Origin of the sequence: Planococcus chinensis (assembly GCF_042681545.1) — a bacterium.
GTDB classification, from domain to species: domain Bacteria; phylum Bacillota; class Bacilli; order Bacillales_A; family Planococcaceae; genus Planococcus; species Planococcus chinensis.
Genome location: NZ_JBHUFW010000010.1, coordinates 61,435 through 83,193, shown reverse-complemented (window position 1 = coordinate 83,193; position 21,759 = coordinate 61,435). Strand labels below are relative to the sequence as shown.

Annotated in this window: 23 protein-coding genes and 8 tRNA genes; 2 read left to right on the top strand and 29 right to left on the bottom strand. The window is 49.4% G+C overall.

Translation table 11 applies throughout. From position 1 onward, the window contains the following. Positions 1-162 precede the first annotated feature (162 nt). From ACFSDB_RS12555 to acpS, 22 genes are all read right to left on the bottom strand, one after another. Positions 163-236 (bottom strand) — tRNA-Gly (locus ACFSDB_RS12555). Positions 237-267: 31 nt separating this feature from the next. Further along, positions 268-344, bottom strand: a tRNA-Arg gene (locus ACFSDB_RS12550). A gap of 14 nt (positions 345-358) precedes the next feature. Beyond that, positions 359-444: transfer RNA gene (locus ACFSDB_RS12545), tRNA-Leu, on the bottom strand. A 108-nt stretch (positions 445-552) separates the two neighbouring features. Then, positions 553-627: transfer RNA gene (locus ACFSDB_RS12540), tRNA-Gln, on the bottom strand. 6 nt (positions 628-633) lie between these two features. Further along, positions 634-709 (bottom strand) — tRNA-Asp (locus ACFSDB_RS12535). A gap of 3 nt (positions 710-712) precedes the next feature. Beyond that, positions 713-789: transfer RNA gene (locus ACFSDB_RS12530), tRNA-Met, on the bottom strand. A gap of 231 nt (positions 790-1,020) precedes the next feature. Then, positions 1,021-1,092, bottom strand: a tRNA-Glu gene (locus ACFSDB_RS12525). Between the two features lie 6 nt (positions 1,093-1,098). Beyond that, positions 1,099-1,173: transfer RNA gene (locus ACFSDB_RS12520), tRNA-Asn, on the bottom strand. Between the two features lie 93 nt (positions 1,174-1,266). After that, positions 1,267-1,719: a SprT family protein gene (locus ACFSDB_RS12515; protein WP_204893377.1), complete on the bottom strand. Its 453-nt coding sequence runs from the start codon at positions 1,717-1,719 to the stop codon at positions 1,267-1,269. Positions 1,720-1,789: 70 nt separating this feature from the next. Further along, entirely contained in the window at positions 1,790-3,958 is a 2,169-nt protein-coding gene (locus tag ACFSDB_RS12510; protein ID WP_377340237.1) for a Tex family protein, read from the bottom strand. Positions 3,959-4,323: 365 nt separating this feature from the next. Beyond that, positions 4,324-4,923, bottom strand: a complete 600-nt coding sequence (locus ACFSDB_RS12505; protein WP_204893378.1) for a PP2C family serine/threonine-protein phosphatase — start codon at positions 4,921-4,923, stop codon at positions 4,324-4,326. Further along, entirely contained in the window at positions 4,923-5,705 is a 783-nt protein-coding gene (gene sigB / locus ACFSDB_RS12500) for an RNA polymerase sigma factor SigB (RefSeq protein WP_204893379.1), read from the bottom strand. Before sigB ends, ACFSDB_RS12505 begins: the two co-directional genes overlap by 1 nt. After that, on the bottom strand, positions 5,683-6,153 hold the full coding sequence (rsbW, locus tag ACFSDB_RS12495) for an anti-sigma B factor RsbW (RefSeq protein WP_204893380.1): 471 nt from the start codon (positions 6,151-6,153) through the stop codon (positions 5,683-5,685). Before rsbW ends, sigB begins: the two co-directional genes overlap by 23 nt. A 1-nt stretch (position 6,154) precedes the next feature. Continuing rightward, positions 6,155-6,484 (bottom strand): anti-sigma factor antagonist, encoded by a 330-nt coding sequence (locus ACFSDB_RS12490; RefSeq protein ID WP_204893381.1) that lies wholly within the window; start codon positions 6,482-6,484, stop codon positions 6,155-6,157. 86 nt (positions 6,485-6,570) lie between these two features. After that, the gene (locus ACFSDB_RS12485; protein ID WP_204893382.1) at positions 6,571-7,578 is read right to left on the bottom strand and encodes a PP2C family protein-serine/threonine phosphatase; all 1,008 of its coding nucleotides are present in this window, start codon (positions 7,576-7,578) and stop codon (positions 6,571-6,573) included. 11 nt (positions 7,579-7,589) lie between these two features. Beyond that, positions 7,590-7,991, bottom strand: a complete 402-nt coding sequence (locus ACFSDB_RS12480) for an anti-sigma regulatory factor (protein ID WP_204893383.1) — start codon at positions 7,989-7,991, stop codon at positions 7,590-7,592. A 2-nt stretch (positions 7,992-7,993) separates the two neighbouring features. Then, a complete protein-coding gene (locus tag ACFSDB_RS12475; RefSeq protein WP_106534565.1) occupies positions 7,994-8,356 on the bottom strand; it encodes an STAS domain-containing protein in 363 nt (120 codons plus the stop codon). Continuing rightward, entirely contained in the window at positions 8,353-9,183 is an 831-nt protein-coding gene (locus tag ACFSDB_RS12470; RefSeq protein WP_204893384.1) for an RsbT co-antagonist protein RsbRA, read from the bottom strand. Before ACFSDB_RS12470 ends, ACFSDB_RS12475 begins: the two co-directional genes overlap by 4 nt. A 195-nt stretch (positions 9,184-9,378) precedes the next feature. Beyond that, positions 9,379-9,729, bottom strand: a complete 351-nt coding sequence (locus tag ACFSDB_RS12465) for a type II toxin-antitoxin system PemK/MazF family toxin (protein ID WP_204893385.1) — start codon at positions 9,727-9,729, stop codon at positions 9,379-9,381. Between the two features lie 4 nt (positions 9,730-9,733). After that, complete coding sequence (locus ACFSDB_RS12460; protein ID WP_377340230.1) at positions 9,734-10,018, bottom strand: transcriptional regulator; 285 nt, start codon at positions 10,016-10,018, stop codon at positions 9,734-9,736. 97 nt (positions 10,019-10,115) lie between these two features. Next, a complete protein-coding gene (gene alr, locus ACFSDB_RS12455; protein WP_204893386.1) occupies positions 10,116-11,219 on the bottom strand; it encodes an alanine racemase in 1,104 nt (367 codons plus the stop codon). Between the two features lie 14 nt (positions 11,220-11,233). Then, positions 11,234-11,584, bottom strand: a complete 351-nt coding sequence (acpS, locus tag ACFSDB_RS12450; RefSeq protein WP_204893387.1) for a holo-ACP synthase — start codon at positions 11,582-11,584, stop codon at positions 11,234-11,236. A gap of 69 nt (positions 11,585-11,653) precedes the next feature. On the opposite strand from acpS, the gene ACFSDB_RS12445 reads away from it, so the two are divergent. Next, positions 11,654-12,262, top strand: a complete 609-nt coding sequence (locus ACFSDB_RS12445) for a rhomboid family intramembrane serine protease (protein WP_204893388.1) — start codon at positions 11,654-11,656, stop codon at positions 12,260-12,262. Between the two features lie 2 nt (positions 12,263-12,264). Here the strand turns inward: ACFSDB_RS12445 and ACFSDB_RS12440 are convergent, their stop codons facing one another. From ACFSDB_RS12440 to ACFSDB_RS12410, 7 genes are all read right to left on the bottom strand, one after another. Then, positions 12,265-13,794, bottom strand: coding sequence for a PH domain-containing protein (locus ACFSDB_RS12440; RefSeq protein WP_204893389.1), 1,530 nt, complete (start codon positions 13,792-13,794; stop codon positions 12,265-12,267). After that, a complete protein-coding gene (locus tag ACFSDB_RS12435; RefSeq protein ID WP_204893390.1) occupies positions 13,787-14,266 on the bottom strand; it encodes a PH domain-containing protein in 480 nt (159 codons plus the stop codon). Before ACFSDB_RS12435 ends, ACFSDB_RS12440 begins: the two co-directional genes overlap by 8 nt. Positions 14,267-14,441: 175 nt before the next feature. Further along, positions 14,442-15,950 carry a degradosome RNA helicase CshA gene (gene cshA, locus ACFSDB_RS12430; protein ID WP_204893391.1) on the bottom strand — a complete coding sequence of 503 codons (1,509 nt, stop codon included), beginning with the start codon at positions 15,948-15,950 and terminating at the stop codon, positions 14,442-14,444. Between the two features lie 334 nt (positions 15,951-16,284). Further along, positions 16,285-16,983: an alpha/beta hydrolase gene (locus ACFSDB_RS12425; protein ID WP_204893392.1), complete on the bottom strand. Its 699-nt coding sequence runs from the start codon at positions 16,981-16,983 to the stop codon at positions 16,285-16,287. Between the two features lie 12 nt (positions 16,984-16,995). Then, positions 16,996-18,360, bottom strand: a complete 1,365-nt coding sequence (locus ACFSDB_RS12420) for a UDP-N-acetylmuramoyl-tripeptide--D-alanyl-D-alanine ligase (protein WP_204893394.1) — start codon at positions 18,358-18,360, stop codon at positions 16,996-16,998. 13 nt (positions 18,361-18,373) lie between these two features. Next, complete coding sequence (locus ACFSDB_RS12415) at positions 18,374-19,444, bottom strand: D-alanine--D-alanine ligase (RefSeq protein ID WP_204893396.1); 1,071 nt, start codon at positions 19,442-19,444, stop codon at positions 18,374-18,376. A 189-nt stretch (positions 19,445-19,633) separates the two neighbouring features. Beyond that, the gene (locus ACFSDB_RS12410; protein ID WP_204893398.1) at positions 19,634-20,404 is read right to left on the bottom strand and encodes a hypothetical protein; all 771 of its coding nucleotides are present in this window, start codon (positions 20,402-20,404) and stop codon (positions 19,634-19,636) included. A 159-nt stretch (positions 20,405-20,563) separates the two neighbouring features. Between ACFSDB_RS12410 and ACFSDB_RS12405 the strand changes: the two genes are divergently transcribed. After that, the gene (locus ACFSDB_RS12405; protein WP_204893400.1) at positions 20,564-21,751 is read left to right on the top strand and encodes an FtsW/RodA/SpoVE family cell cycle protein; all 1,188 of its coding nucleotides are present in this window, start codon (positions 20,564-20,566) and stop codon (positions 21,749-21,751) included. Positions 21,752-21,759 lie beyond the last annotated feature (8 nt).

The following is a 21,759-nucleotide window of genomic DNA, read 5'->3' as shown; positions in this document are numbered from 1 at the left end:
TGATTGCTCAAATACTTGCTGGCGTGCCGCCGTCCCGAAAGACGCGCGGCTCGCTTTGATCTGCGTGAGCTGATCAGTAAGTTGTGCGCGGGCCGTTTTGCGCGGCCGTTGCCTATTGTTGACGTTTTGCTGTTCAGTTTTCAAGGTTCATGGTAAGAATTTTGGAGCGGGTGAAGGGAATCGAACCCTCATCATCAGCTTGGAAGGCTGAGGTTTTACCACTAAACTACACCCGCATATCATATAGAAGAAAACCAATTTGGAAATTGGCGCGCCCGAGAGGACTCGAACCTCTAACCGCTTGATTCGTAGTCAAGTACTCTATCCAATTGAGCTACGGGCGCTTACAAGCGAGATATGGTGCGGCCGAGAAGAGTCGAACTTCCACGGGATTTCTCCCACTAGGCCCTCAACCTAGCGCGTCTGCCATTCCGCCACGACCGCATTAATATTATTTTAAGGACAAATTCTATTGTAGAACATGTTCACTTCATTGTCAACGAGGAACTTCACTTTATTTTCAGCTGAACGTTTTAGGTTCTAGCAAAAAAATGGCTGGGGTACCTGGATTCGAACCAGGGCATGACGGGATCAAAACCCGTTGCCTTACCGCTTGGCTATACCCCAATAAAATGGCGGTCCCGACCGGGATCGAACCGGCGATCTCCTGCGTGACAGGCAGGCATGTTAACCGCTACACCACGGGACCATTTGGTTGCGGGGGCAGGATTTGAACCTGCGACCTTTGGGTTATGAGCCCAACGAGCTACCGAACTGCTCCACCCCGCGACAATAATATAGGTGATACTTTGTTTCTCTTACGCTTGTTTCGTAATGGACATCTGCATCGCCTTCGGCTGCTTCGATGTTACTTCGCCGTCTTCGTACGGCTCGTTGCTCCACCCCGCGACAATAATATAGGTGATACTTTTTTTCTCTTACGCTTGTTTCTCGATCACCCGGAAACTTCGCTGCTTATTCTACAATAACAATTAGCTTCAATTGCTTATGTATAAAAGATGACCCCTACGGGATTCGAACCCGTGTTACCGCCGTGAAAGGGCGGTGTCTTAACCGCTTGACCAAGGGGCCAAAAAATGGCTCCGAAGGTAGGACTCGAACCTACGACCATCGCATTAACAGTGCGGTGCTCTACCACTGAGCTACTTCGGAATAGTGTTGCAAGTGCTGTTTAAGTACTTGTCGACTTTTTCTATTATAAAGAGGTCTTCAAGAATCGTCAACACTTATTTTCCATTTCTTTTATTATTTCAGAGCAAGCTTTCCGGCGCATCTTCCGCACCGGTACCGCTCTACATTCATCCGTATTTTCCGGACATATTCTGTATTGCAGGCGACGCACTCGTAAAGGTACCGGTTTGCCGGACGTTTCGCTCTTTCCGGCTCCACCGAAGAACAGAAACGGGGAGATCCAGTTTCTTTCAACAGCGCCCGGAAATCAGCATCCCGATGCTTATAGCCTTTCCCTTCGATGTGCAGATGGTAATGGCACAGCTCATGCTTGATGATCCCTTCAAGTTCACTGTAGCCGAACCTCTCATATGACTTCGGATTGATCTCGATGTTATGGGAACGCAGCAGGTATCTGCCGCCAGTCGTCCGCAGCCGGGCATTGAAGACACCGGCATGCCGGAACGGCTTATGGAAAACAGTTTCGGAAATCTCTTTGATGAGTTCTGTCAGCTCCAGGTTATTCATGTGGGCTCCTTCAATTCAAAGACCGGCCGAAGAGCCGCTCTTTTTAGCGCTTCTTCGGCTGATCGTTTTCTTATTGTACTGATTGTTCTTTTGGCGGCAGCATCGTCAACGCAATCCGCCCTTTTTCCTTCTCGACTTTCTCGACCCAAGCTGTCACGATATCGCCTACCGCCACTACTTCAAGCGGGTGTTTTACAAAGCCTTTTTTCAATTTCGAGATATGGACGAGTCCGTCCTGTTTTACGCCAATGTCCACAAACGCGCCAAAATCGACAACGTTCCGGACCGTCCCTTGCACTTCCATGCCCGGCAGCAGATCTTCCATCTTCAATATATCGTTTTTCAGCAAGGGCTGCGGGAATTCATCGCGCGGATCGCGGTTCGGCTTTTTCAAGGCGTCCAGAATGTCTTGGAGCGTCACTTGTCCCACGCCCATCTTTTCACTCAACTCTTGCAGATCAAGCTGCTCCAGCTTTTCGGACACTGCCAGCTTGCCGACGTCTTTCTTGTCCGCTCCGACCAATTCGAGCAGCTTCTCGGCCACACTATAGCTTTCAGGGTGGATGCCGGTCGCATCAAGCGGGTTCTTCCCTTCCGGAATGCGCAGGAAGCCGATCGCCTGTTCATATGTTTTCGCTCCGAGCCGCGGAATCTTTTTCAGTTGGGCACGGCTTGTGAAACGGCCGTTTTCGTCACGTACCTTGATGACATTTTCCGCAACTGTTTTGCTGAGGCCCGCAACATACTGGAGCAGTGAAGCTGAAGCTGAGTTGACGTTTACGCCTACTTGGTTAACAGCCGTCTCAACTACGAACGTCAATTGATCGGCCAGCTTCTTCTGGGAGACATCGTGCTGGTACTGCCCCACCCCTACCGCTTTTGGATCGATCTTCACCAGTTCCGATAACGGATCCTGAAGGCGGCGGGCGATGGAAGCCGCACTGCGCTCTTCGACTTGAAGGTCCGGGAATTCTGCCCGTGCAATTTCCGAAGCGGAATAAACGCTGGCGCCGGCTTCGTTCACGATGACGTATGAAATATCAGCGTCGGTTTCAGACAGGAAATCTGCAACGAATTGTTCGGTTTCCCGAGAAGCCGTTCCATTGCCGATCGCCATGATCTGGATCGGGTAATCGGAGACAATCCGTTTCATGACCCGTTTTGCACCGGCTGTATCGTTTTTCGGCGCATGCGGATAAATGACGGCAACTTCCAAGAGTTTCCCTGTCTCGTCAATAACCGCCAGCTTGCAGCCAGTCCGATATGCCGGGTCAACGCCCAACACCATTTTGTTTTTCATCGGCGGCTGGAGCAATAAATTCCGCAGGTTTTCCGAGAAGATATGGATGGCCTGCGTTTCGCCTTTTTCACTCAGCTCGGTGCGGATTTCCCGCTCGACCGAAGGCTGGATCAACCGCTTGTAGCTGTCTTCGATTGCTTCGGCCACGATGCCGGCCGATGGAACAGACGATTTGATCCATTTGTTTTTCATTAACGTGACGATCCGGTCCGTCGGCGGCTGGATGGAAACGCGCAGCACATCCTCTTTCTCCCCGCGGTTAATGGCAAGTATGCGGTGCGGCACGATTTTGCTGATCGCTTCTTCGTATTCGTAGTACATTTCAAAAACCTGTTTCTCGTCCCCGTGGCCTTTTTTAGCGGCGGTCAGGATTTTCCCGTCTTTGCGCGTCATGTAGCGGACTTTTTCACGGATATCCGGGTCATCGGCGAAGAGTTCGGCTAGGATATCCTTCGCCCCTTGAAGCGCATCTTCAGCAGACGCAACGCCCGCTCCTTCGTCCACAAATTCCGCTGCCTTTTTCACAGCATCTTCCCTTGAGAATTCCATCAGCCAATCGGCAAGCGGCTGAAGCCCCCGCTCTTTTGCAATGGTCGCTTTTGTCCGGCGTTTCTGTTTGAACGGGCGGTACAAATCTTCCAGCCGCTGCAAGACAGTCGCCGCCTGGATTTCTTTTTCAAGTTCCGGCGTCAGCTTTTCCTGCTCGGCAATCGAGCGGATCACTTCCGTTTTCCGCTGCTCTAAATTCTGGATATATGTATATCGATCATCGATCGCTTTGATCTGGACTTCATCAAGTGAACCCGTTGCTTCTTTCCGGTAGCGCGCGATAAACGGAACGGTATTGCCGTCTTCGATCAACGCGATTACTTGCTTCACTTGGTCTGTACGCACGCCGGTTTCTTTGGCGATTAACGCATGGATCTTCTGCATTTCCACAAAACCACTCCCCTTAATTTCCTGACAATGCTTAGGCGGCCATCAAGCTCCGGCTTATGCCTGCCGAACCTAAACGGCCGTTTCCGCTTTTCTTTTGTCCAGCTCCAGCGCCTAGGCCCTCGAGGCCGTTTCCGCTTTTCTTTTGTCCAGCTCCAACGGCCAGGTTCTCGGGTCATAAGCCAGCTTGGCTGTGCGGCTGAAAACACCCCGCTTCGCCAGTCCGCCGAAAAACCTTATTGCTCCTGCAGCACTATGTGCTTCGTCGCAAAGAGATGATCCAAACTTCGTTTGGCCCATCTCTTGCCTGTCGAACCTAAACGGCCGTTTCCGCTTTTCTTATTTTATCACACAAAAAAGAAGCCTACTCATTTGAGGAGGCTTCCAGCTATGAACGTGGCGTCGTCGCCCGTTTTGATTTCGCGGAGAATATCGTAATAAAGGCGTTCAGGTATTCCTGCCTGCCTCATCATTGCTTTCGGATTTCGCAGTTCCACTCCATCGGAATGGATCAAGAACAAATCATCTTCTACATAAGTGTAGAGTTGGGTGCGCAACTTTTGCGGACGCCCGGATAAATACCCCATCACCGGCAACGGGTAAATCATTTCGTTCGTGCCTTTTCGGTAGAGGTAAAAGCGGATATTGCCCACACAGCTGTATTCCAGCGTCTTCTTTTTAAAGTCGACTTTGAAAATCGCTACAGCAGCTCCTCGTTTTTGCACCATCAACCCATTGAAGCGCTGCATGAGCGAATCAATCGTTTCATGATGGTATTCTTCAAGAATTTGGGGAATGACCTGCGAAGATTCCCTCGCAATTGGCCCATTTCCCAGACCGTCGGCTATGGAGCAAATGAAATACTCGTCCGTCAGCACTGTATGGTAGCTGTCGCCGGACTCGTAATTCCCTTTTTTTGCTTCATTGAAGATACATGCTTCCACAAATTGGTGTCGGATTGTTTCCACTACGACACTCCACCAGCAGCCAAAATAGCCTCTTGCAATTTTTTGATCGCTTTCCGCTGAAGGCGGGACACATGCATTTGGGAAATCCCCAGCTTATCGCCCGTCTCCTTTTGGCTCAACTGCTCAATATACGTATATTGAATGATCTGCTTTTCGCGTTCAGACAGCACATTCATCGCATTAGCTACGAGCATGCGCTGATCCGCTTTTTCGTACCCGTCGTCTTCTTGCCCGACAACGTCAAATAAAGTCACCGTACTGCCATCGGAATCGGCTTCAAGCGAGTGATCCATGGATAAAGCTTGATAGCTCTTGCCCATTTCCATCGCTTCTAGTACGTCATCTTCGTCGACATCCAGGTATTCAGCAATTTCCCATACTTGCGGCGAGCGCTGAAGTTCCCGTGTCAGCACTTCAACTGTTGATTTGATGCGAGGCCCCAATTCTTTTATGCGGCGCGGCACATGGATCGCCCACGTCTTGTCCCGCAAGAACCGTTTGATTTCTCCGATGATGGTAGGCACTGCAAATGCTTCAAAACTTCTGCCAAAAGAAGGGTCATAGCGCCGGATTGCTCCGAGGAGCCCCAGCATCCCGACTTGCGCAATATCTTCATGGTAAGATTTACCATTAGAATATTTCCGCGCAATGGATTCTACCAGTCGTTTGTAATTCATCACCAACATTGTCTGGGCTTCTTCATCTTCCGTTTTCTGATAAGCCTCGATCCATTCAAGCACCTGCTCTTTGGTCGGCTGATTAGGATGAGATCGTTTCGACATCCTCTTCCACCTGCTCTCCTCCAACATACTTTGTCATGAAGACCGTGACACCTTCTTGATGATGTACTTTTACTTCATCCATCAAAGTTTCAATCAAATACAGGCCAAGACCTCCTTCACGAAGAAAAGCCCCTTCCTCCTGGTCATGGTACGGGCCCACTTTCGCTTTTGTTTCCTCGAAATCAAAACTCTGCCCATGATCCGCTACCATTATTTCTATTTTATCGCCGTAAAGCGCACAGCCGATAACCACTTCGCCTTCTTCACCTTCTGCGTAAGCGTGCTGGACTGCATTCGTTACTGCTTCACTTGAAGCGATTTTCAAATCTTCTATATCATCAAATGTGAAACCGATGCGGCTCGCCAATCCTGAAATCGTCAACCGGGCTACCCCGACATATTGCGATTTCGCCGGCACTCTCATTTCAACATAATCGAAAGGACGCATATTAATTACCACCTTTTCCAACTGATTCGATATCCATGATATCGCCCAAACCAGTTATGTCGAATAGACGTTTCAAACGTGAGGAAAGCCCTTTTAGCTTCACATGTCCGCCTTTGGCATTCACCGATTTATAGAAAGCCACAAAAACTCCCAAACCTGTGCTGTCCATATAATCGACGTCGGATAGGTCCAACTCGGCATTCAAACCGTCTTTATTTTGGTGCAATTCTAATTTTTCACGAAGAACCGGTGCTGTATGCGCGTCAATCTCGCCGCGGATAAAGCCAGTCAATTTGTTGCCCGCTTCTTCTAATTCAACTTGAATATTCATTTATATGACACCCCGTTTTTTATAATTCGCATGAACTTAAAAAAGCCATCGTAAGTCTAAATACCACCTCGCGGTGATTTTTAAACCTACATACTGACTTTTTTATAAATTACTAGCGTAAAATCGTCATGAAGCTGTGCATTTTGCATCCGTTCCAGTTCATCATAGACATGCTGGACAATTGCTTGTGCAGGCTCGTCTTTTTTCTCTTCAATCAATTGGAACAGCACTTCGCGTTCGATGAAGCCTTCATCTGTACGGCCTTCTGTAACGCCGTCCGTCATCATGACGACCATATCATTCTGCTCCAGTTGAACCGTATGCTCTTCATAGACAGCGGCAGGCGAGACGCCGAGCAGCAGCCCTTTTGCATACAATTCACTGAACTCGGCTGTTTTGGCGCGGTATAAGATTGCCGGCTCATGCCCAGCCGATCCATAAGTCAACGTTCCATTGTCGGCATCGTACCTTCCGTAGAACATCGATACGAACATGGAATCATCGATACTTTTTTCCACTACCCGATTGATGACGCCGAGGACTTCTTTCGGTGTGGCCGGGGAATTGTTCAGGCTGTCCATGCCGAACTTGACCATGGACATGCAAAGAGCCGCCGGGAGGCCTTTGCCGATTACATCCGCAACTGCTATGCCGGCATGGCCGTCTGCATCACTGATAAAGTATATGTAATCGCCGTTCATTTTCTTCGCCGGGATTGACAGCAACCCGATATCCAAACCTTCCAGAACCGGCAATGAGGTTTTCAGCAACGTCTCCTGGACGTTTGCCGCTAAATCCATTTCCACCCGGATTTCTTCCTGCCGCTGCAATAGGCTTTGGCGCTCCTGCAATGCCAGGCCGTAATTGATCATCATTTCAATGAGGAAATCAAAGGAATGCCAGACAACGTCCGGCAAATCTTTGTAAATTTCCTGCATGGCCGCTTTATGGACACTGATGACCTCTTCAGGTGAAATATTCTCAGAAATCAGCTGCCGGCTGAAGTTTTGCCCAACGTACAGGTTCTGCTCCGACTGGCGCTGCATGTATTGATTCAGAATTTCCTTGTACTGATTTTCGATTTTGTGGACCATATACGCTCCCCCTATCGAAGCCATTTCGTAGCTCTAATATCTGTCCCTTCTCCTGGGATCGTATCGATCTTGAATTCATCCATTAACCGTTTGACTCCTGGCAATCCAGCTCCTAAACCGCCTGAAGTCGAGAATCCGTCTTCCATCACTTTGCGGATGTCGGGAATGCCAGGCCCCTGGTCAGCGGCGATAATTAAGATGCCCTTAATTCCATTTTCTGACAATTGCTGAATTTCAATTCTTCCTTGGCCTGCATATAAATAAATGTTGCGGGCAAGTTCGCTGATTGCAGTCGTGATACGGGCTTGGTCCACTGTTCCAAAACCCAATTCTTTCGCGACATTGCGGCCTAATTGCCTAGCAGCGACAATATCCCATTCCGTTAAAATTTCCACCGAAGACTGGTTGCTCATTCTTAAGCCTCCAATTCCAGTTGAAGTTTATCCAACCCATTTTCGAGATCCAGTGCTGTCATAACGTCTTCAAGTCGAATTCCTAACTCGATTAAAGTAATAGCCACTGCTGGTTGGATACCGGTAATAACCACTCGCGCTCCCATTAAGCTTGACATGCTGATCACGTCTCCCAGGACCTTAGCGATAAACGAATCGATAAAGTCAACGGAGGTCAGATCAATCACCACACCGCGCGCGCTTGTTTCATGCAGTTTGTTCAGCAAATCCTCTTGGAATTGAATTGCTGTCTGATCGTCCAGCTCCCATTGGATGGAAACGATCAATGTATCTCTAAGCTTTAAGATCGGAATACGAAAGTTCATTCTGCTTCAACCTCCACAATTTTGCGATTTGTCCATGCGAGTGCCTGCTCCACTCCACGCTGCAAGGTACTAGTTGTTGTAAATTCATTCAGATTGATGCCGAGGGTTACGATGGTCTGGGCGATTTCCGGACGGATTCCGACCAGCATGCATTTCGCTCCAACCAAACGGACTGCGTCGGCTGCCTGGATAATGTGGTGGGCCACCATCGTATCAACGACCGGAACGCCTGTGATGTCCAGCAATACCACTTCTGCCCGGTGGTTTACAACGCCTTCAAGCAGGTTTTCCATGATCAGTCTTGCGCGCTCTGTGTCAATCGTGCCGACGAGCGGCATGACGGAAACTTTATCAAATACAGGAATCAGCGAGGCTGACAATTCCTGCAAAGCGATTTTCTGCAGGCTGACAGTGCGTTCCCATGTTTTCGAGTATGTAGCGACTGTGCTGTCACGGATTGGTATGATCCAATTATTGAACTCTTTGAAGAATGCACGGAAATTCTCTTGGGTAATGAGGCCCGCATCTTCCATTCCTTCGAAAACCACTTCCGAGAAATGATCGATCGCTTTGGTCACGAATGTCACCGACCAGCCCAGGCGCACCACTTTTTCCGCAAAGTCATTCAGGCGGCTCTCATAAGCCTGGTGGCTTTCCAGTAGATTTGACAGCATCAAATCTGCAAATTCCTTGCTCGTCTGATCCATCAAATCTTGCGGCATCATTTGAAAAGATCGTTCATTTTTCTCGTTCTTCATCAATTCCTGCCACTTGGCAATGATTTCGCCATTATTCTGTTGAATATATTCAGCCATTTTCTTATTCATCTTTTACCAGAAACCTCCCTGTACTTCTATGCAACGTTCATTTCCCAATGCATTTAGGTAATCTATCTTTTATTGTATCGGAAAACGCAATTTTTCACATCTTTTTTGTCAGGGGGCTTTTGCTTTCCTGGCAAAACAGGCAAAAACGCCTGATGCATATTATACATCAGGCGTTTTTGTTAGGAGTATGTATGCTTAGAATTTCACAAGGCCAACACTGATTTCGAGTGCCTCGTCTACTTTTTCCATCAATGAATCATCAAGCTGGGTAATTTTATCTGTCAATCGGGATTTGTCGATCGTACGCAATTGTTCAAGCAAGATGACTGAGTCGCGCTCAAATCCATATTTCTTGGCGTCGATTTCCACATGGGTCGGCAATTTCGCTTTCTGGATCTGCGCAGTGATAGCTGCGATGATCACAGTCGGACTGAACCGGTTCCCGATATCATTTTGAATCACCAATACGGGGCGGGTCCCGCCTTGCTCAGACCCGACAACTGGTGAGAGTTCTGCAAAAAAAACGTCTCCACGTTTTACAATCAAATTGTCAACCTCCGCTTACAAGTCGCACGGTCGTGTGCTCCGCTTCGTACTCTGCATGAGAACATTCACAAGCGATGGATAAATTGATTTGTGACATCTCCACGTAGCCTTTGATCATTGCTTCCCGAATATGATGTGAATCGTATATATTTTTCGTTACCCTTTGCGTTGAAACGTAAACATAGTCTCCGCGCTCTTGAAACCGTTCATCTGAATGCGTAGTCAACTCTGATATCAATTGTTTAGGCAGTTTCACTACCACTTCTCTTGGTTTAGATTCCTCGTACACAGCCGACACCTCCGAAAATCCCGTTCTTTCTAACTTCACCCCTTCATCTTAACATCTACTAGACGCGCTGAAAAGGCATATTTGAAAGAAGGACTTTCTACCGGTAAACTCTCGGAACTCTTTTTGTTAAATTACAGGGAATTTCATAAGGAATGGTGCCCAATTTTTCTGCCCATTCATTGATTCGAATTTCGGCATTTTCCTGCTTCCCGATTAACTGGACCTTCTCTCCCGCAGGCATCTCCTCCGGAATCCGGATCATGCACTGGTCCATGCAGATTCGCCCGATAACCGGCGCACGGTGCCCGCGCACCAGCACTTCCTGCCCTTGGAGCCCGCGGAGCATGCCGTCTGCATAGCCGATCGGCAGCGTCGCTATCCATTCATCTTCCTCGCTGACGTAGGTCGCTCCATAGCTGACCGCTTCTCCCGCTTTCAGCTTTTTCACCTGGACAATTTCCGTCTCCAGGCTCATGGCCGGCTCGAGGCGGAACGGCATTTCCTGTTCAACATATGGCGACGGAGCGATTCCGTACATCGAGATGCCGATGCGCACTGCATCATATGCCAGATCCGGATGCATGAGCGCCGCGGCGCTATTGGAAACATGGACAAGGACATCCGGATCTCCCACCTGGTGGATGATTTCTGCCATTTGGCGGACTTGCTGGCGGAACAAGCCGCCTTCTTTTTCATCCGCCGTGGCAAAATGCGTGAACAGGCCTTCGAAGGCAAACGGCTGGCTGCGGATAAAGCGGATCGCTTCTTCCGCTTGTTCGTATGCTACGCCGATCCGGCGCATGCCGGTGTCGACTTTTAAATGGAGTTTAAGTGCAGGAAGCGAAGGGTCGATGGCTTCCTCCGCCATCCGGAGCCACTCGAGCGAAATGGCGGCCACCGCGATTTGCCGTTCCTGAGCTACCGGGATGAACGCTGCCGGAGTAGCCCCGAGCACCAGCAGTTTTACGTCAAATCCCTGCTCCCGCAGATAAAGCGCTTCGTCCGGTGTCGCTACCGCCAGAAACTTGACGCCGCTTTCCACAGCCCGCTTCGCCACTTCCACTACGCCGTGCCCGTATGCATCAGCTTTTACAACTGCAATTTGCTCCGTCTCCGGCGAATGCTTTTTAAAAGCCGCCAGGTTGTTTTCGATTGCCTTGAGATCTATGACCGCTTTTGTCGGCCGGTAAAATGCCTTCATGATTCCACTCCTATTCAAGATTGCAGAAGAACTTGCGCAGCTGCGTATTCCTTCGTATGTGTGATGGACACGAGCCCCGTTTCCTGTTGGCGGAAAAAGATGCCCGGCTTGCCCTTGGGGTCTTTCCGGATTTCGATATCCTGAAAAGAGCATCCCGCCCCGATTCCCGTCCCATTCGCTTTTCCGAATGCTTCTTTCGCGGCAAAGCGCCCGGCCAGAAACTCCGTCTTGCGGGCCGGGGACAAGGCGGCGTATTCCGCCAATTCCCGCTCGGTCAGTATGCGTTCGCGGAACTTGGCCGATTTGCCGTCGATTCTCCGGATGCGGCCCAGTTCAACGATATCCAGTCCGATTCCAATAATCATAAATGTTTCTCCTTTCATTCGCAAACGCTAAAAAGGTATAATTACTTGTATGAAAAAGAGGTGACCACATTGTTTATCCGCACAGAAAGTTTTTCGCAATACTTGCGCATGTACCCGGTCGTGTCCACATTGCTTGCCATTAATATAGCGGTCTACCTCCTCGGTTGGCTGCCCATTATCGGCGAATCGATCTATTATTACGGCGTCGGTTCCAATTCTCTTATCGCCGCAGGCGAATGGTGGCGTTTCATCACGCCGATGTTCCTGCACGCCGGCCTCATGCATTTGCTGTTCAATATGTTTTCGCTGTTCCTGTTCGGGCCGGAGCTTGAAAAGCTGACCGGCAAAGTCCGCTTTCTGACGGTCTACGTATTGGCGGGCCTTTTCGGTACCATCGCCACGTATTTCTTGCAGGATTCCACTTATTTGCATGTCGGCGCTAGCGGTGCGATTTTCGGTATTCTTGGTGCATTCGGAGCGTTGCTGTATTACGGGCGCCGCGCGCTGCCTCAATTGCGGCAGATCATCCTGCCGATCATCCTGATCAGCATCGTCATGACATTCCTGACGCCGAACATCAACGCCACTGCCCATATCGCCGGAATGATTACCGGATTTTTGATCGGATTGAGCTATTTCCATCCGAAACGCATCGTCAGCTGGAAAAAGAGAAAATAAGGTCAGCCGGAGAACAACTCCGGCTGGCTTTTTTCTTGCGCTGCGGCTTTTTGATTGGAAGGCTCATACCACGCAAGAATCCGTGCCGCATCCTCCCCGTCCATATGATCGACCCGCGCCGCCGCGCCAAGCATGCCCGATTTGATCGTCGCCTGGATGGAAGCGATCCCTTTGCGCCGCTGGAAATAGCTTTGGCTTGCCTCGATGGCCTGCACCCTTCTTTTCATGATGTAGAAAGTATGTTTGCTGATGCCCCTGAAGCGCATCGCTATCTGTCTGCCGACAAGCGCATAGCCTACCGTGCGGTGCTGCCAGATCCCCAACAGGACGATTGCCGGAACAAGCAGGAGCGACCAAAGTCCGTATGGAAAAAAGAAATAGCTGACAGCGCCGGCCACCGGAAGCACCCATAGGAAATCGAGCCGGTAGAAAAAGCGCCGGCTTCGCTTCGGAGCACCGATCATCTGAGGCTCCCACTGCATTTCTGGAAAAAGTTCCGCTAGTACCGGCAGGATTACCGAGCGCTTAGCGAGCGGGAACAAGCGGATTTTCTCGTCTTTGTCGCCGATCGATCCGCCGGCGCTTTCGACCGTCACAGTTGCATATCCGAACAGTTCACGGAGCGGGTTTTCCGAAATCTTGATGCCCTGAACCCGTTTGAACGGAACGGAAATCTTCTTTTTCTCGAGCAGCCCGCGGGTGATGTAGATATTGTCTTCATCTGTCTGGATCGTGAATTGGTAGTTTGCGAAAATGGTCAAAAATACGGAAATGACCCAGGCAATTGCCAGCACCAGGAAAACCGAAAGTGCTACGATCAAATAGCCGAAGCGGAGAAACAGCATCACTTCCTCGTAGATCGCTTCATACGGAATAAGATCCGAAAACTGCGATAAAAACACGGCCACAGCTGACAGTACCACCCCGATGCCGCCGGATGTTGTCGCGAGAACGACCAATTCCTTGAGCGTCATGCGGTAAAGCACTTTGACGCTTTTTTTGGCTGGGACCTGCTCTTGGGCTTCGGGCTCCCCTTCCGGACGGACGCCGCGCTTCGCTTCTTCCATCTTGCTTTCGATGCGGTCGGCATCTTCCTTGGAGATGGCGGTCAGTTCCGCTTCTGATTCCCCGATTTTTCCGGAACCGGCCGTCTCCACTTTCACCTTCACCAACCCGAGCGGGCGATGGAAGATCCCTTCCGTATAATTAAGGCTCTGGATGCGGTCAAACGGGATATACCGCTTCTTTTTGATGAACAAACCGTATTCGATCCGCAATTCCCCGTCCTCGAACCAGTAGACAAAGCGTTTCCATTTGATAATGCCGCTGACGAGCATAAACAGAACAACGACCAAGCCGACCAGAAACGGCAGCATGCCTTGCCAGCCCTGGCTGAACATTGAGCCCGCTCCGCCGTCCCGGAATAAATTCACCCCGAAAATGACAATGAAAGGGAAGATCAGGTCTTTCAGCCCTTTGATGAAATTCAAAAATGCGGCAATGGGATGCAGTTTATAGCGCTTCTCAGACATCGTCTTCCGCCACCCTTGCCAACACGGAAATCCGTGCTCTGAGCTCATCAGCTTCTTCAGTGACAAGTGCCGGAATCGTGTGAGTAGTCGCTGCAGTAGAAATGGAAATTTCAGCCAAATTGTATTTGCGCAAGAGCGGCCCTTGGGCCGTGTCCACATGCTGCACCCGGACCATCGGGACCAGAGTTCTTCTAACGATGAATAGCCCGTGCTGCAGCTCGATTTCCTGTTCCCTTACCTCGTACCGCCAGCGCTGCCAGCGGATTTTTGGGAAAAGGAAAATGAGCGTAAAAGCGGCAAGAAGAAGAATGCCTATGTATATCGAATAAAGCCAGGACGGCCATTCAAAAAAATAAGTGAGCGCCCAAAATCCGGCAAGAAAAAGCGCAATTACCAGCGTCTCGATACTCCCGTATAGGCGCCATACGGTCAAGCCCTTTCGGGAAATCTGGTTTTTCGGCTGATTGTTCATGGGGTCTCCTCCAATTCTGTCTTTCTTCATTATAATACGGTCAACCACAGCAAACGTTTCAGTCTATTGTACCTGAAAATCGAGACGCAAAAAAGGCAGGCATGAAACAGTTGCTGTTTCGTGCCTGCCTTCTATACATAGAACCTGCCTTAAAAGGCGATTCCGTTTTTCATTCTTATGATTCGTGTCTGCGAGTGCGTCCTGGACGCCCTCCGCCACTTGCACTGCCTTCACGGCGACGGCCTGCGCCTGCACCTGTGCGGCTAGAAGATGGACGGCCAGAACCAGTTGAACGGCTGCCTTTATAACCGCCGCCTCCACTGCTGCGTCCGCCTTTGCCTTTATAGCCTCCGCCTCCGCGGGATGGCAATGGGCGTTCTTCAGAAATTGAAACCGGTACATCTTCCGGCTCTTTCGTCATTGTTTTAAGAGCTGCTGCAATCAAATCAACCGCATCAAACTTCTCAAGCATTTCTGCCGCGAATTCGCGGTAGTCGCCCAAGTTGTTTTTCTCAGTCATTTCTTGCAATTGTTCCATCGCAACGCGCTTTTGGCCAAGTACAGCCTCATCAGCAGTCGGAGGAATCAAAGCTTCCATTTTTTTCTTCGTTGTGCGTTCAACGATGCCCAAGTAGCCCATTTCACGTGGTGTTACGAACGTGACCGCGACTCCTTTTTTACCTGCACGGCCAGTACGGCCGATACGGTGGACATAGCTTTCAGGATCTTGTGGAATATCGAAGTTGTATACGTGTGATACACCTGAGATATCAAGTCCGCGAGCTGCTACGTCAGTTGCAACCAAGATGTCGATTTTGTTTGATTTGAATTGCTTCAACACAGACATGCGTTTTGCTTGGCTAAGGTCGCCGTGAATTCCTTCAGCTACATAGCCGCGGATATTCAACGCTTTTGCCAATTCATCAACACGGCGCTTTGTGCGTCCGAAGATGATTGCAAGTTCCGGCTGTTGAACATTGATCAAACGTGAAAGGATGTCGAATTTTTCGCGTTCTACCGATTTAACGAAGAACTGCTCGATGTTTTCAACAGTCATTTCTTTTGATTTGATTTTAACGATTTCAGGCGTCTTCATGAATTTCTCTGCAATGCGGCGGATTGCATCCGGCATAGTTGCTGAGAACAATAGTGTCTGGCGTTCTTCTGGCACGCTTGACATGATTGTTTGGATATCTTCGATGAAGCCCATGTTCAACATTTCGTCTGCTTCGTCAAGGATCAATGTGTTTACATTGTCCAATTTAAGCGTACGGCGGTTGATATGGTCAAGCAAACGTCCTGGTGTACCAACGATGATTTGTGGGCGGTTTTTAAGTGCACGGATCTGGCGGCTGATTTCTTGGCCACCGTATACTGAAAGGATGCGCACATTTTTATCTTGGCCCAGTCTGTAAAGCTCTTCTGAAACCTGAATTGCTAATTCGCGAGTTGGCGCAATTACCAAACCTTGGACATTGCCGTCTTTAGTGTCGATTTTTTCGATCAACGGAATACCGAATGCAGTTGTTTTACCAGTACCTGTTTGTGCTTGGCCGATAATGTCCTTGCCTTCCATACCTAAACGGATTGTACCTTCCTGGATTGGTGTTGCTTCTTCAAACCCCATGCGTCGTACGGACTTTAAAGTTGTTTCGCTAATATTTAACTCTGAAAATTTTACCAAATGTTTTCAATCTCCTTTTGTCTTCATCTTATTTACAAATGGTGTACATTTTAGATGAAATCGTGACAAAGTCGAGCCTTTATGAGGAAGTTTCACGTCGAAAATCATGCTCTGTAGTTTTAAGTCAGAGGGGATGTGTGAACAGAAAAAGCTCGGGCGTTGCCGAGCGGTCTGATCGGCGGGTTTTTTCATGCCCGGTAAGTAGAACAAACCGTTTTGCTCAAAAAAATACCCTTCACAGGGAAGAGTTCTCAAAAATGTATCCATTGCTTTCATTAGAATAACACGATTATTGGGCACTTGCAATCAATACGCAAAGGTTCCAATAATCAGTTTACTCTAAGCCTTTTTTCATAAATGCCAATGCCCGCCCGAACCAATCTTCACAGTCATCGCTGTAGCAGATCAAATGCCGGCCGGTCGCCGAGTGGATGACCAGCTTTTCTTCAGAGGCTATGTTGTCATAGATGAACTCGGACGCTGTGGCCGGAACAATTCCGTCTTTCAGCCCCTGCACAATGCAAACCGGGACACGGATGCTCTGGTAAAACGGGTTGACCAGCTTCACCACTTTCAGGAATTCGAATGTCGAGAGCATCGGCGTGTGGAGCAGTTTGTATTGGTAATGACGGAACATCTCGTTTTCTGCCAATTTCCGTTTGGCCGCATCCGCCGCCATGCCTTTCATCTCTTCCATGATTTGCCCGACGCTGATATACTTGGCAGCTGCGCTCAGCAGGACCAGTTTCTCGACCTTATAGCGCATCGCCAAGTACAAAGCGATCAGCCCGCCCATGGAAAAGCCCACAATGATGATGCGGTCCGTTTCTTTTTTCAGCTCGCGAAGGGCCAGTTCCGCCTCCATCAGCCAGTGGTCCGCAGTCATTTTCTTCAATGCCAAGGTTTCTCCGTGGCCAGGAAGCGTCGGCACTTTCACTATCCAATCCGTCTCTTGCATGATGTAGTCGGCAAAGGGCTGCACCTCGTAAGGGCCGCCAGTGAAACCGTGGATGCAAAGAACACCGGTCTTCATGCGGGTTCCCTCCTACTTCTCTTGTGCCGTGAACGGTTCAATGACTTTTTCAAGCGCCATGCCGCGGGATCCCTTGACCAGGATGACCGAATTCTCCGTGATGTGCGCTTTTAGAAACTCAATGATCGGCGTGTAATCATCTTCACTCCAGACCAATTGGCCTCCGAACGAACCATCCAGTTTGTCGTACAGCCATTTCATCCGCGGCCCGTACAAGCAGACGCCGGCAATTTCAGAACTGATCGATTTCGCGACGGCTTCATGGTATTGCCGTTCGTCGTCGCCCAGTTCGAGCATATCGCCGAGCACCAGCCATTTGTCTTCCTTCATCGTCGTCTCGCGGATGAAATTCAGTGCCGCTTTCATCGAAGACGGAGCTGCGTTATACGCGTCGTTGATGAACGTTGCGCCGTTGTCCGCCTGGATGATCTGCATGCGCATATCCGTCAGCGCTGCATCCTTCAGAGACAGCCGGATTTCTTCTTCCGTCAGCCCCGCTTCCAGAGCAACCAGAATAGCAGCCAGTGTATTTTTGACCTGATGCTCCCCGAGGACCGGAATGGTGAACGCCGCGTCGATGATGCCGCTGACAAGGAAGCTGCTGCCGGTTTCAGTCGCCTTGATGTCTCTTACCGCGAGTTCATTGTTTTCATCGAAACCGAAAGATACCGCTTGCGGGAAATCTTCCACAAAAGGCAGCAAGAGCGGCTCGTCACCGTCGTAGAACAATTTGCCATGGCTCTCGAGTCCCGCTGTAATTTCGAACTTCGCTTTCGCGATACCTTCCCGTGAACCCAAATCCTGCAAATGGGCTTCCCCGATGTTGGTGATGATCGCATAATCCGGACGGGCGAGTTCTGACAGGAATTCGATTTCGCCGAAACCGCTCATGCCCATTTCCAGCACCGCAAACTTCGTGTCTTCATCAAGCGATAAGATTGTCAGCGGCAGGCCGAGTTCATTGTTCAGATTGCCTTGCGTTTTCTGCACTTTAAAATACGGCTTTAAGACGCTTGCGACCAGGTCCTTGGTCGATGTCTTGCCGTTTGAGCCCGTGATGCCGATGACGATCGTCGAAAGTTCGTCCCGGTAGGCGCGCGCCATTTCCTGGAGCGCCGTTTTGCAGTCGTCAACGAACAGAAGCGGAAGGTCTTTCGGCGGATTCGGCTCATCGCGCTGCCATAGGCTTGCCGCCGCTCCTGCCTCGAATGCCTGATGGACATATTTATGGCCATTGACATTTTCGCCGCGGAACGGCACAAACAGATCGCCCGGCTTGATCGTCCGCGTATTGATCGACACGCCTGTCACTTCAATGCCTTTGAAATTCGTTTTTATGCCCAGCCATTTGGCTACTTGCTCAATCTTCTTTTTCATACAACGTCTCCACTCAGTCTATTTTTACTTGCAGCATCTGTTTTTCTTCAAAGCGTTGGAGCGCCAAGCTGATGAGGCGCTCGATCAATTCCGGATATGGAACCCCTGTGTTTTCCCATAGCAGCGGGAACATACTGTAAGGCGTGAAACCCGGAAGCGTGTTGACTTCGTTGATCAGGATGTCGTTCTCTGCCGTGACAAAGAAATCGGCGCGGACCAGTCCGGAGCAATCCAGTATTTTGAATGCCTTTATCGCCGACTCCACCAGCTCCGCGTAGACCGTTTCATCCAGTTCCGCCGGGATGATCATGGCCGTGTTGCCGTCTTTGTACTTCGCTTCGTAATCATAGAATGCTTTCAGCGGTTTGATTTCGCCGGCAACGGAACATTGCGGCTGATCATTGCCGAGGACGCCAACTTCGATTTCCCGTGCAACGACGCCTTGTTCGACGACGATTTTACGGTCGAATTTCAACGCCTCTTCCACCGCTGCCGCCAATTCTTCTTTGTTGTCGGCTTTGCTGATGCCGACGCTTGAGCCGAGGTTCGCCGGTTTGACGAATACTGGCCATTGCAGTTCTGCTGCAACTTTGTCGATCAGCCCATCGCGGTCCTGCTGCCATTCGCTACGGATAAAGTAAACATAAGGCGTCTGCTTCAGTCCTGCGATCTCGAACAATTGCTTCATGACGACTTTGTCCATGCCGGCAGATGAAGCCAGCACTCCGTTCCCGACATATGGCAAGTTCATGACTTCAAGCAGGCCCTGTACCGTGCCGTCTTCACCATTCGGTCCGTGCAGCAACGGAATGATCACTTCCAGGCTCCCCTCTGCTTGCGAGGGAAGGAAGCCGGAGATATCATTCGGATTCGCTGTCCCCTCGTCCAATTGCAGCTGTTCGATCGATTGGGCAGGCCCTTCGAGCATGCGCCCTTTTTTCCATTCGCCTTCTTGCGTTATATAAATAGGATAAACTTCGTATTTTTCGAAATTGAGCGCTTGTGTTACCGCGCGGGCAGTGGAAAGCGATACTTCATGCTCTGCCGACTTGCCGCCATATAATAAACCGATCTTCTTTTTCATCCCTAAAACCTCCGCTATAGTCCAGCTCAAGAGCACCGTGGCGCTTTCACTTTTGGATTTCTTTTTGCATATTGCTTAGTTTATCATGAACAGCTAAAGACGAAAAATTTTTTCAGGCCAGCTGCACAAAAATCTGCCCGGCTCAGAGTCTATACAAGTCCATAAAAAAATGATGCTTGTTTCCAAGCATCACTTCCATTCCTTCAATTTGCGGTCGAAGATGATTTTGCGGTCAACGTCCTGCTTCAGATAATCCCGGATATCCGACCAAAATTCATCCAGGAAGGAAATTTCCTCCACCGAACGGATATGCAGCTCAATGGTGTTTTTCGTTTTCTCCGGATCTGCAAGGGAAATGAGCGCCCCTTCCCGGTAGTCGTTTTTCAATGAATCCAGAATATCTTTCGGCAATTCCGGAATCAGGTCTTTTGTTTTGCGGCGCCAAAAGTTCTGGCCGTTCGCTTCTCTCCGGATCACTTGCGTGAAGTAATTTCCGACAAGTTCGTTCAGCCGCTCCAAGTAGCGGAAATAAATTTTCGTCGTCTGTTCTTCTTCGCTCGACAAGTAAACGAATTCGTTTTGCAGCGTCGCATAAAAAGGCGGGCGTACCGCTTCTTTTTTATGGCCGACGTACAAAAGCTCCGCCTGTTCCTGCGGGGACAAGGAATTCAGCTGCCGTTCGTTCTTGAAATCGATCCAGCAGAACTCGCTTTTTTTATTGCCCATCGCTTTTCGGAACTGGGAGAACTCTTCCTGGGCAACAAATTCCAAATGCGTATGCATGTTAAAAGACGCATCATCATAAGAATGCTTTAACAATAATAAATTTTTCGGCATTTTCACAGCATCCATGAATTGGGCAAACGTAAGTCCGCTGAAGAGGGCGAATCCTTCGGCTTCGTTCAGGTATATGTAAAGATGCTGTATATAATAGTCCGCGTTCAACGGTTTTTTAACCATGTCCCCCACTCCATTTCCTTTTACATTATACGACCAAACCAATGAAATATGAAACATACTAGCTCTAATGGCGTCATTACTTTTGGTATAGGCATATTTTCTAGGAATGCGCTATAATGTTAACCGACTCTCAATCTTAAAAAAGTACAGGTGAAACGAATGCAAAATAACAAGAGCTTTGCCGATCGCATCGATTGGTCGCTCGCTTTCATACTCTTTCTCTTCTTTATCGTCAGTCTGATCGCCATTTCGTCGGCCCAGACTTCCGGACAGTATTTAACGAATTTCGTGCCCAGGCAAGGGCTTTTCTATATCATATCCATCTGCATGATTTCCGTCCTCATGTATTTCGATCCGGACCAGTATAAGAAAATGGCCTATTATTTATACGCCTTGGGAATTTTCATCTTGATCGTCCTGATGATTTCCCCGGACGGCCCCGGCCAGATTGCAGAACCCGTCAACGGCGCGAAAGCTTGGTTCCATACGCCGTTTGTCAACATCCAGCCCGCGGAGTTCATGAAAACCTTCTATATATTGGCGCTGGCCAAGATGATTTCGGCCCATCATGAAAAAAATCCCTTGAAGACCGTAAAAACCGATTTTGTCCTGCTTGGCAAAATCCTCCTTACGTTGAGCATCCCGCTCGGCTTTATCCTGCTGCAGCCCGATTTGGGAACTGCACTCGTTTTTATCGCAATCACGCTGGCGCTGACCGTTGTGTCGGGCATCTCGTGGAAAATTATTGCCCCGAGTTTCGGCGGGGTGGCCGTTCTCGGCGCTACGCTCCTTTGGATGGCGGTCAACATGCAGCAATTCTTGTCCGATAATTTCGGGTTGAAGCCGTATATGTTCGAACGGATCTATACGTGGCTGGACCCTTATAGCTATGCGGATTCAGGCGGCTATAACCTTATTGCCGCGATGAACGCCATCGGGTCAGGAGAAGTTTTCGGGAAAGGCTATCAGGGACGGCAAGTCTATGTGCCGGAGAACCATACCGACTTCATCTTCACCGTCATTTCGGAAGATTTCGGTTTTATCGGGGCAAGTACAGTCATCATCCTGTTTTTCATGCTCATTTACCATTTGACGAAAATCACGCTCGAGCTGAAGGATACATTCAGCACCTATGTATGCGCCGGCATCATTGCGATGATTACGTTCCATGTGTTCCAGAACATCGGCATGACCATCCAACTGCTGCCGATCACCGGGATTCCGCTGCCGTTTATCAGCTATGGAGGCAGTTCGCTGATCGGGAACATGCTCGCTCTCGGCATCGTATTTAGCATGAAGTTCCATCACAAAACTTATATGTTCGGCAATGATAAAGAAGTTGACTAAAAAACTCC

Coding starts and splice junctions, on each gene's coding strand:
- alr (WP_204893386.1), bottom strand. CDS start 11,219: ATGAAGGCATTTTACCGGCCGACAAAAGCGGTCATAGATCTCAAGGCA.
- acpS (WP_204893387.1), bottom strand. CDS start 11,584: ATGATTATTGGAATCGGACTGGATATCGTTGAACTGGGCCGCATCCGG.
- ACFSDB_RS12480 (WP_204893383.1), bottom strand. CDS start 7,991: ATGAGCAACCAGTCTTCGGTGGAAATTTTAACGGAATGGGATATTGTC.
- rsbW (WP_204893380.1), bottom strand. CDS start 6,153: ATGCGTCCTTTCGATTATGTTGAAATGAGAGTGCCGGCGAAATCGCAA.
- ACFSDB_RS12475 (WP_106534565.1), bottom strand. CDS start 8,356: ATGAACTTTCGTATTCCGATCTTAAAGCTTAGAGATACATTGATCGTT.
- ACFSDB_RS12485 (WP_204893382.1), bottom strand. CDS start 7,578: ATGGTCCACAAAATCGAAAATCAGTACAAGGAAATTCTGAATCAATAC.
- ACFSDB_RS12435 (WP_204893390.1), bottom strand. CDS start 14,266: ATGAACAATCAGCCGAAAAACCAGATTTCCCGAAAGGGCTTGACCGTA.
- ACFSDB_RS12415 (WP_204893396.1), bottom strand. CDS start 19,444: ATGAAAAAGAAGATCGGTTTATTATATGGCGGCAAGTCGGCAGAGCAT.
- ACFSDB_RS12405 (WP_204893400.1), top strand. CDS start 20,564: ATGCAAAATAACAAGAGCTTTGCCGATCGCATCGATTGGTCGCTCGCT.
- ACFSDB_RS12490 (WP_204893381.1), bottom strand. CDS start 6,484: ATGAATATTCAAGTTGAATTAGAAGAAGCGGGCAACAAATTGACTGGC.
- ACFSDB_RS12470 (WP_204893384.1), bottom strand. CDS start 9,183: ATGAATAAGAAAATGGCTGAATATATTCAACAGAATAATGGCGAAATC.
- ACFSDB_RS12410 (WP_204893398.1), bottom strand. CDS start 20,404: ATGGTTAAAAAACCGTTGAACGCGGACTATTATATACAGCATCTTTAC.
- sigB (WP_204893379.1), bottom strand. CDS start 5,705: ATGTCGAAACGATCTCATCCTAATCAGCCGACCAAAGAGCAGGTGCTT.
- ACFSDB_RS12515 (WP_204893377.1), bottom strand. CDS start 1,719: ATGAATAACCTGGAGCTGACAGAACTCATCAAAGAGATTTCCGAAACT.
- ACFSDB_RS12420 (WP_204893394.1), bottom strand. CDS start 18,360: ATGAAAAAGAAGATTGAGCAAGTAGCCAAATGGCTGGGCATAAAAACG.
- ACFSDB_RS12425 (WP_204893392.1), bottom strand. CDS start 16,983: ATGAAGACCGGTGTTCTTTGCATCCACGGTTTCACTGGCGGCCCTTAC.
- ACFSDB_RS12440 (WP_204893389.1), bottom strand. CDS start 13,794: ATGTCTGAGAAGCGCTATAAACTGCATCCCATTGCCGCATTTTTGAAT.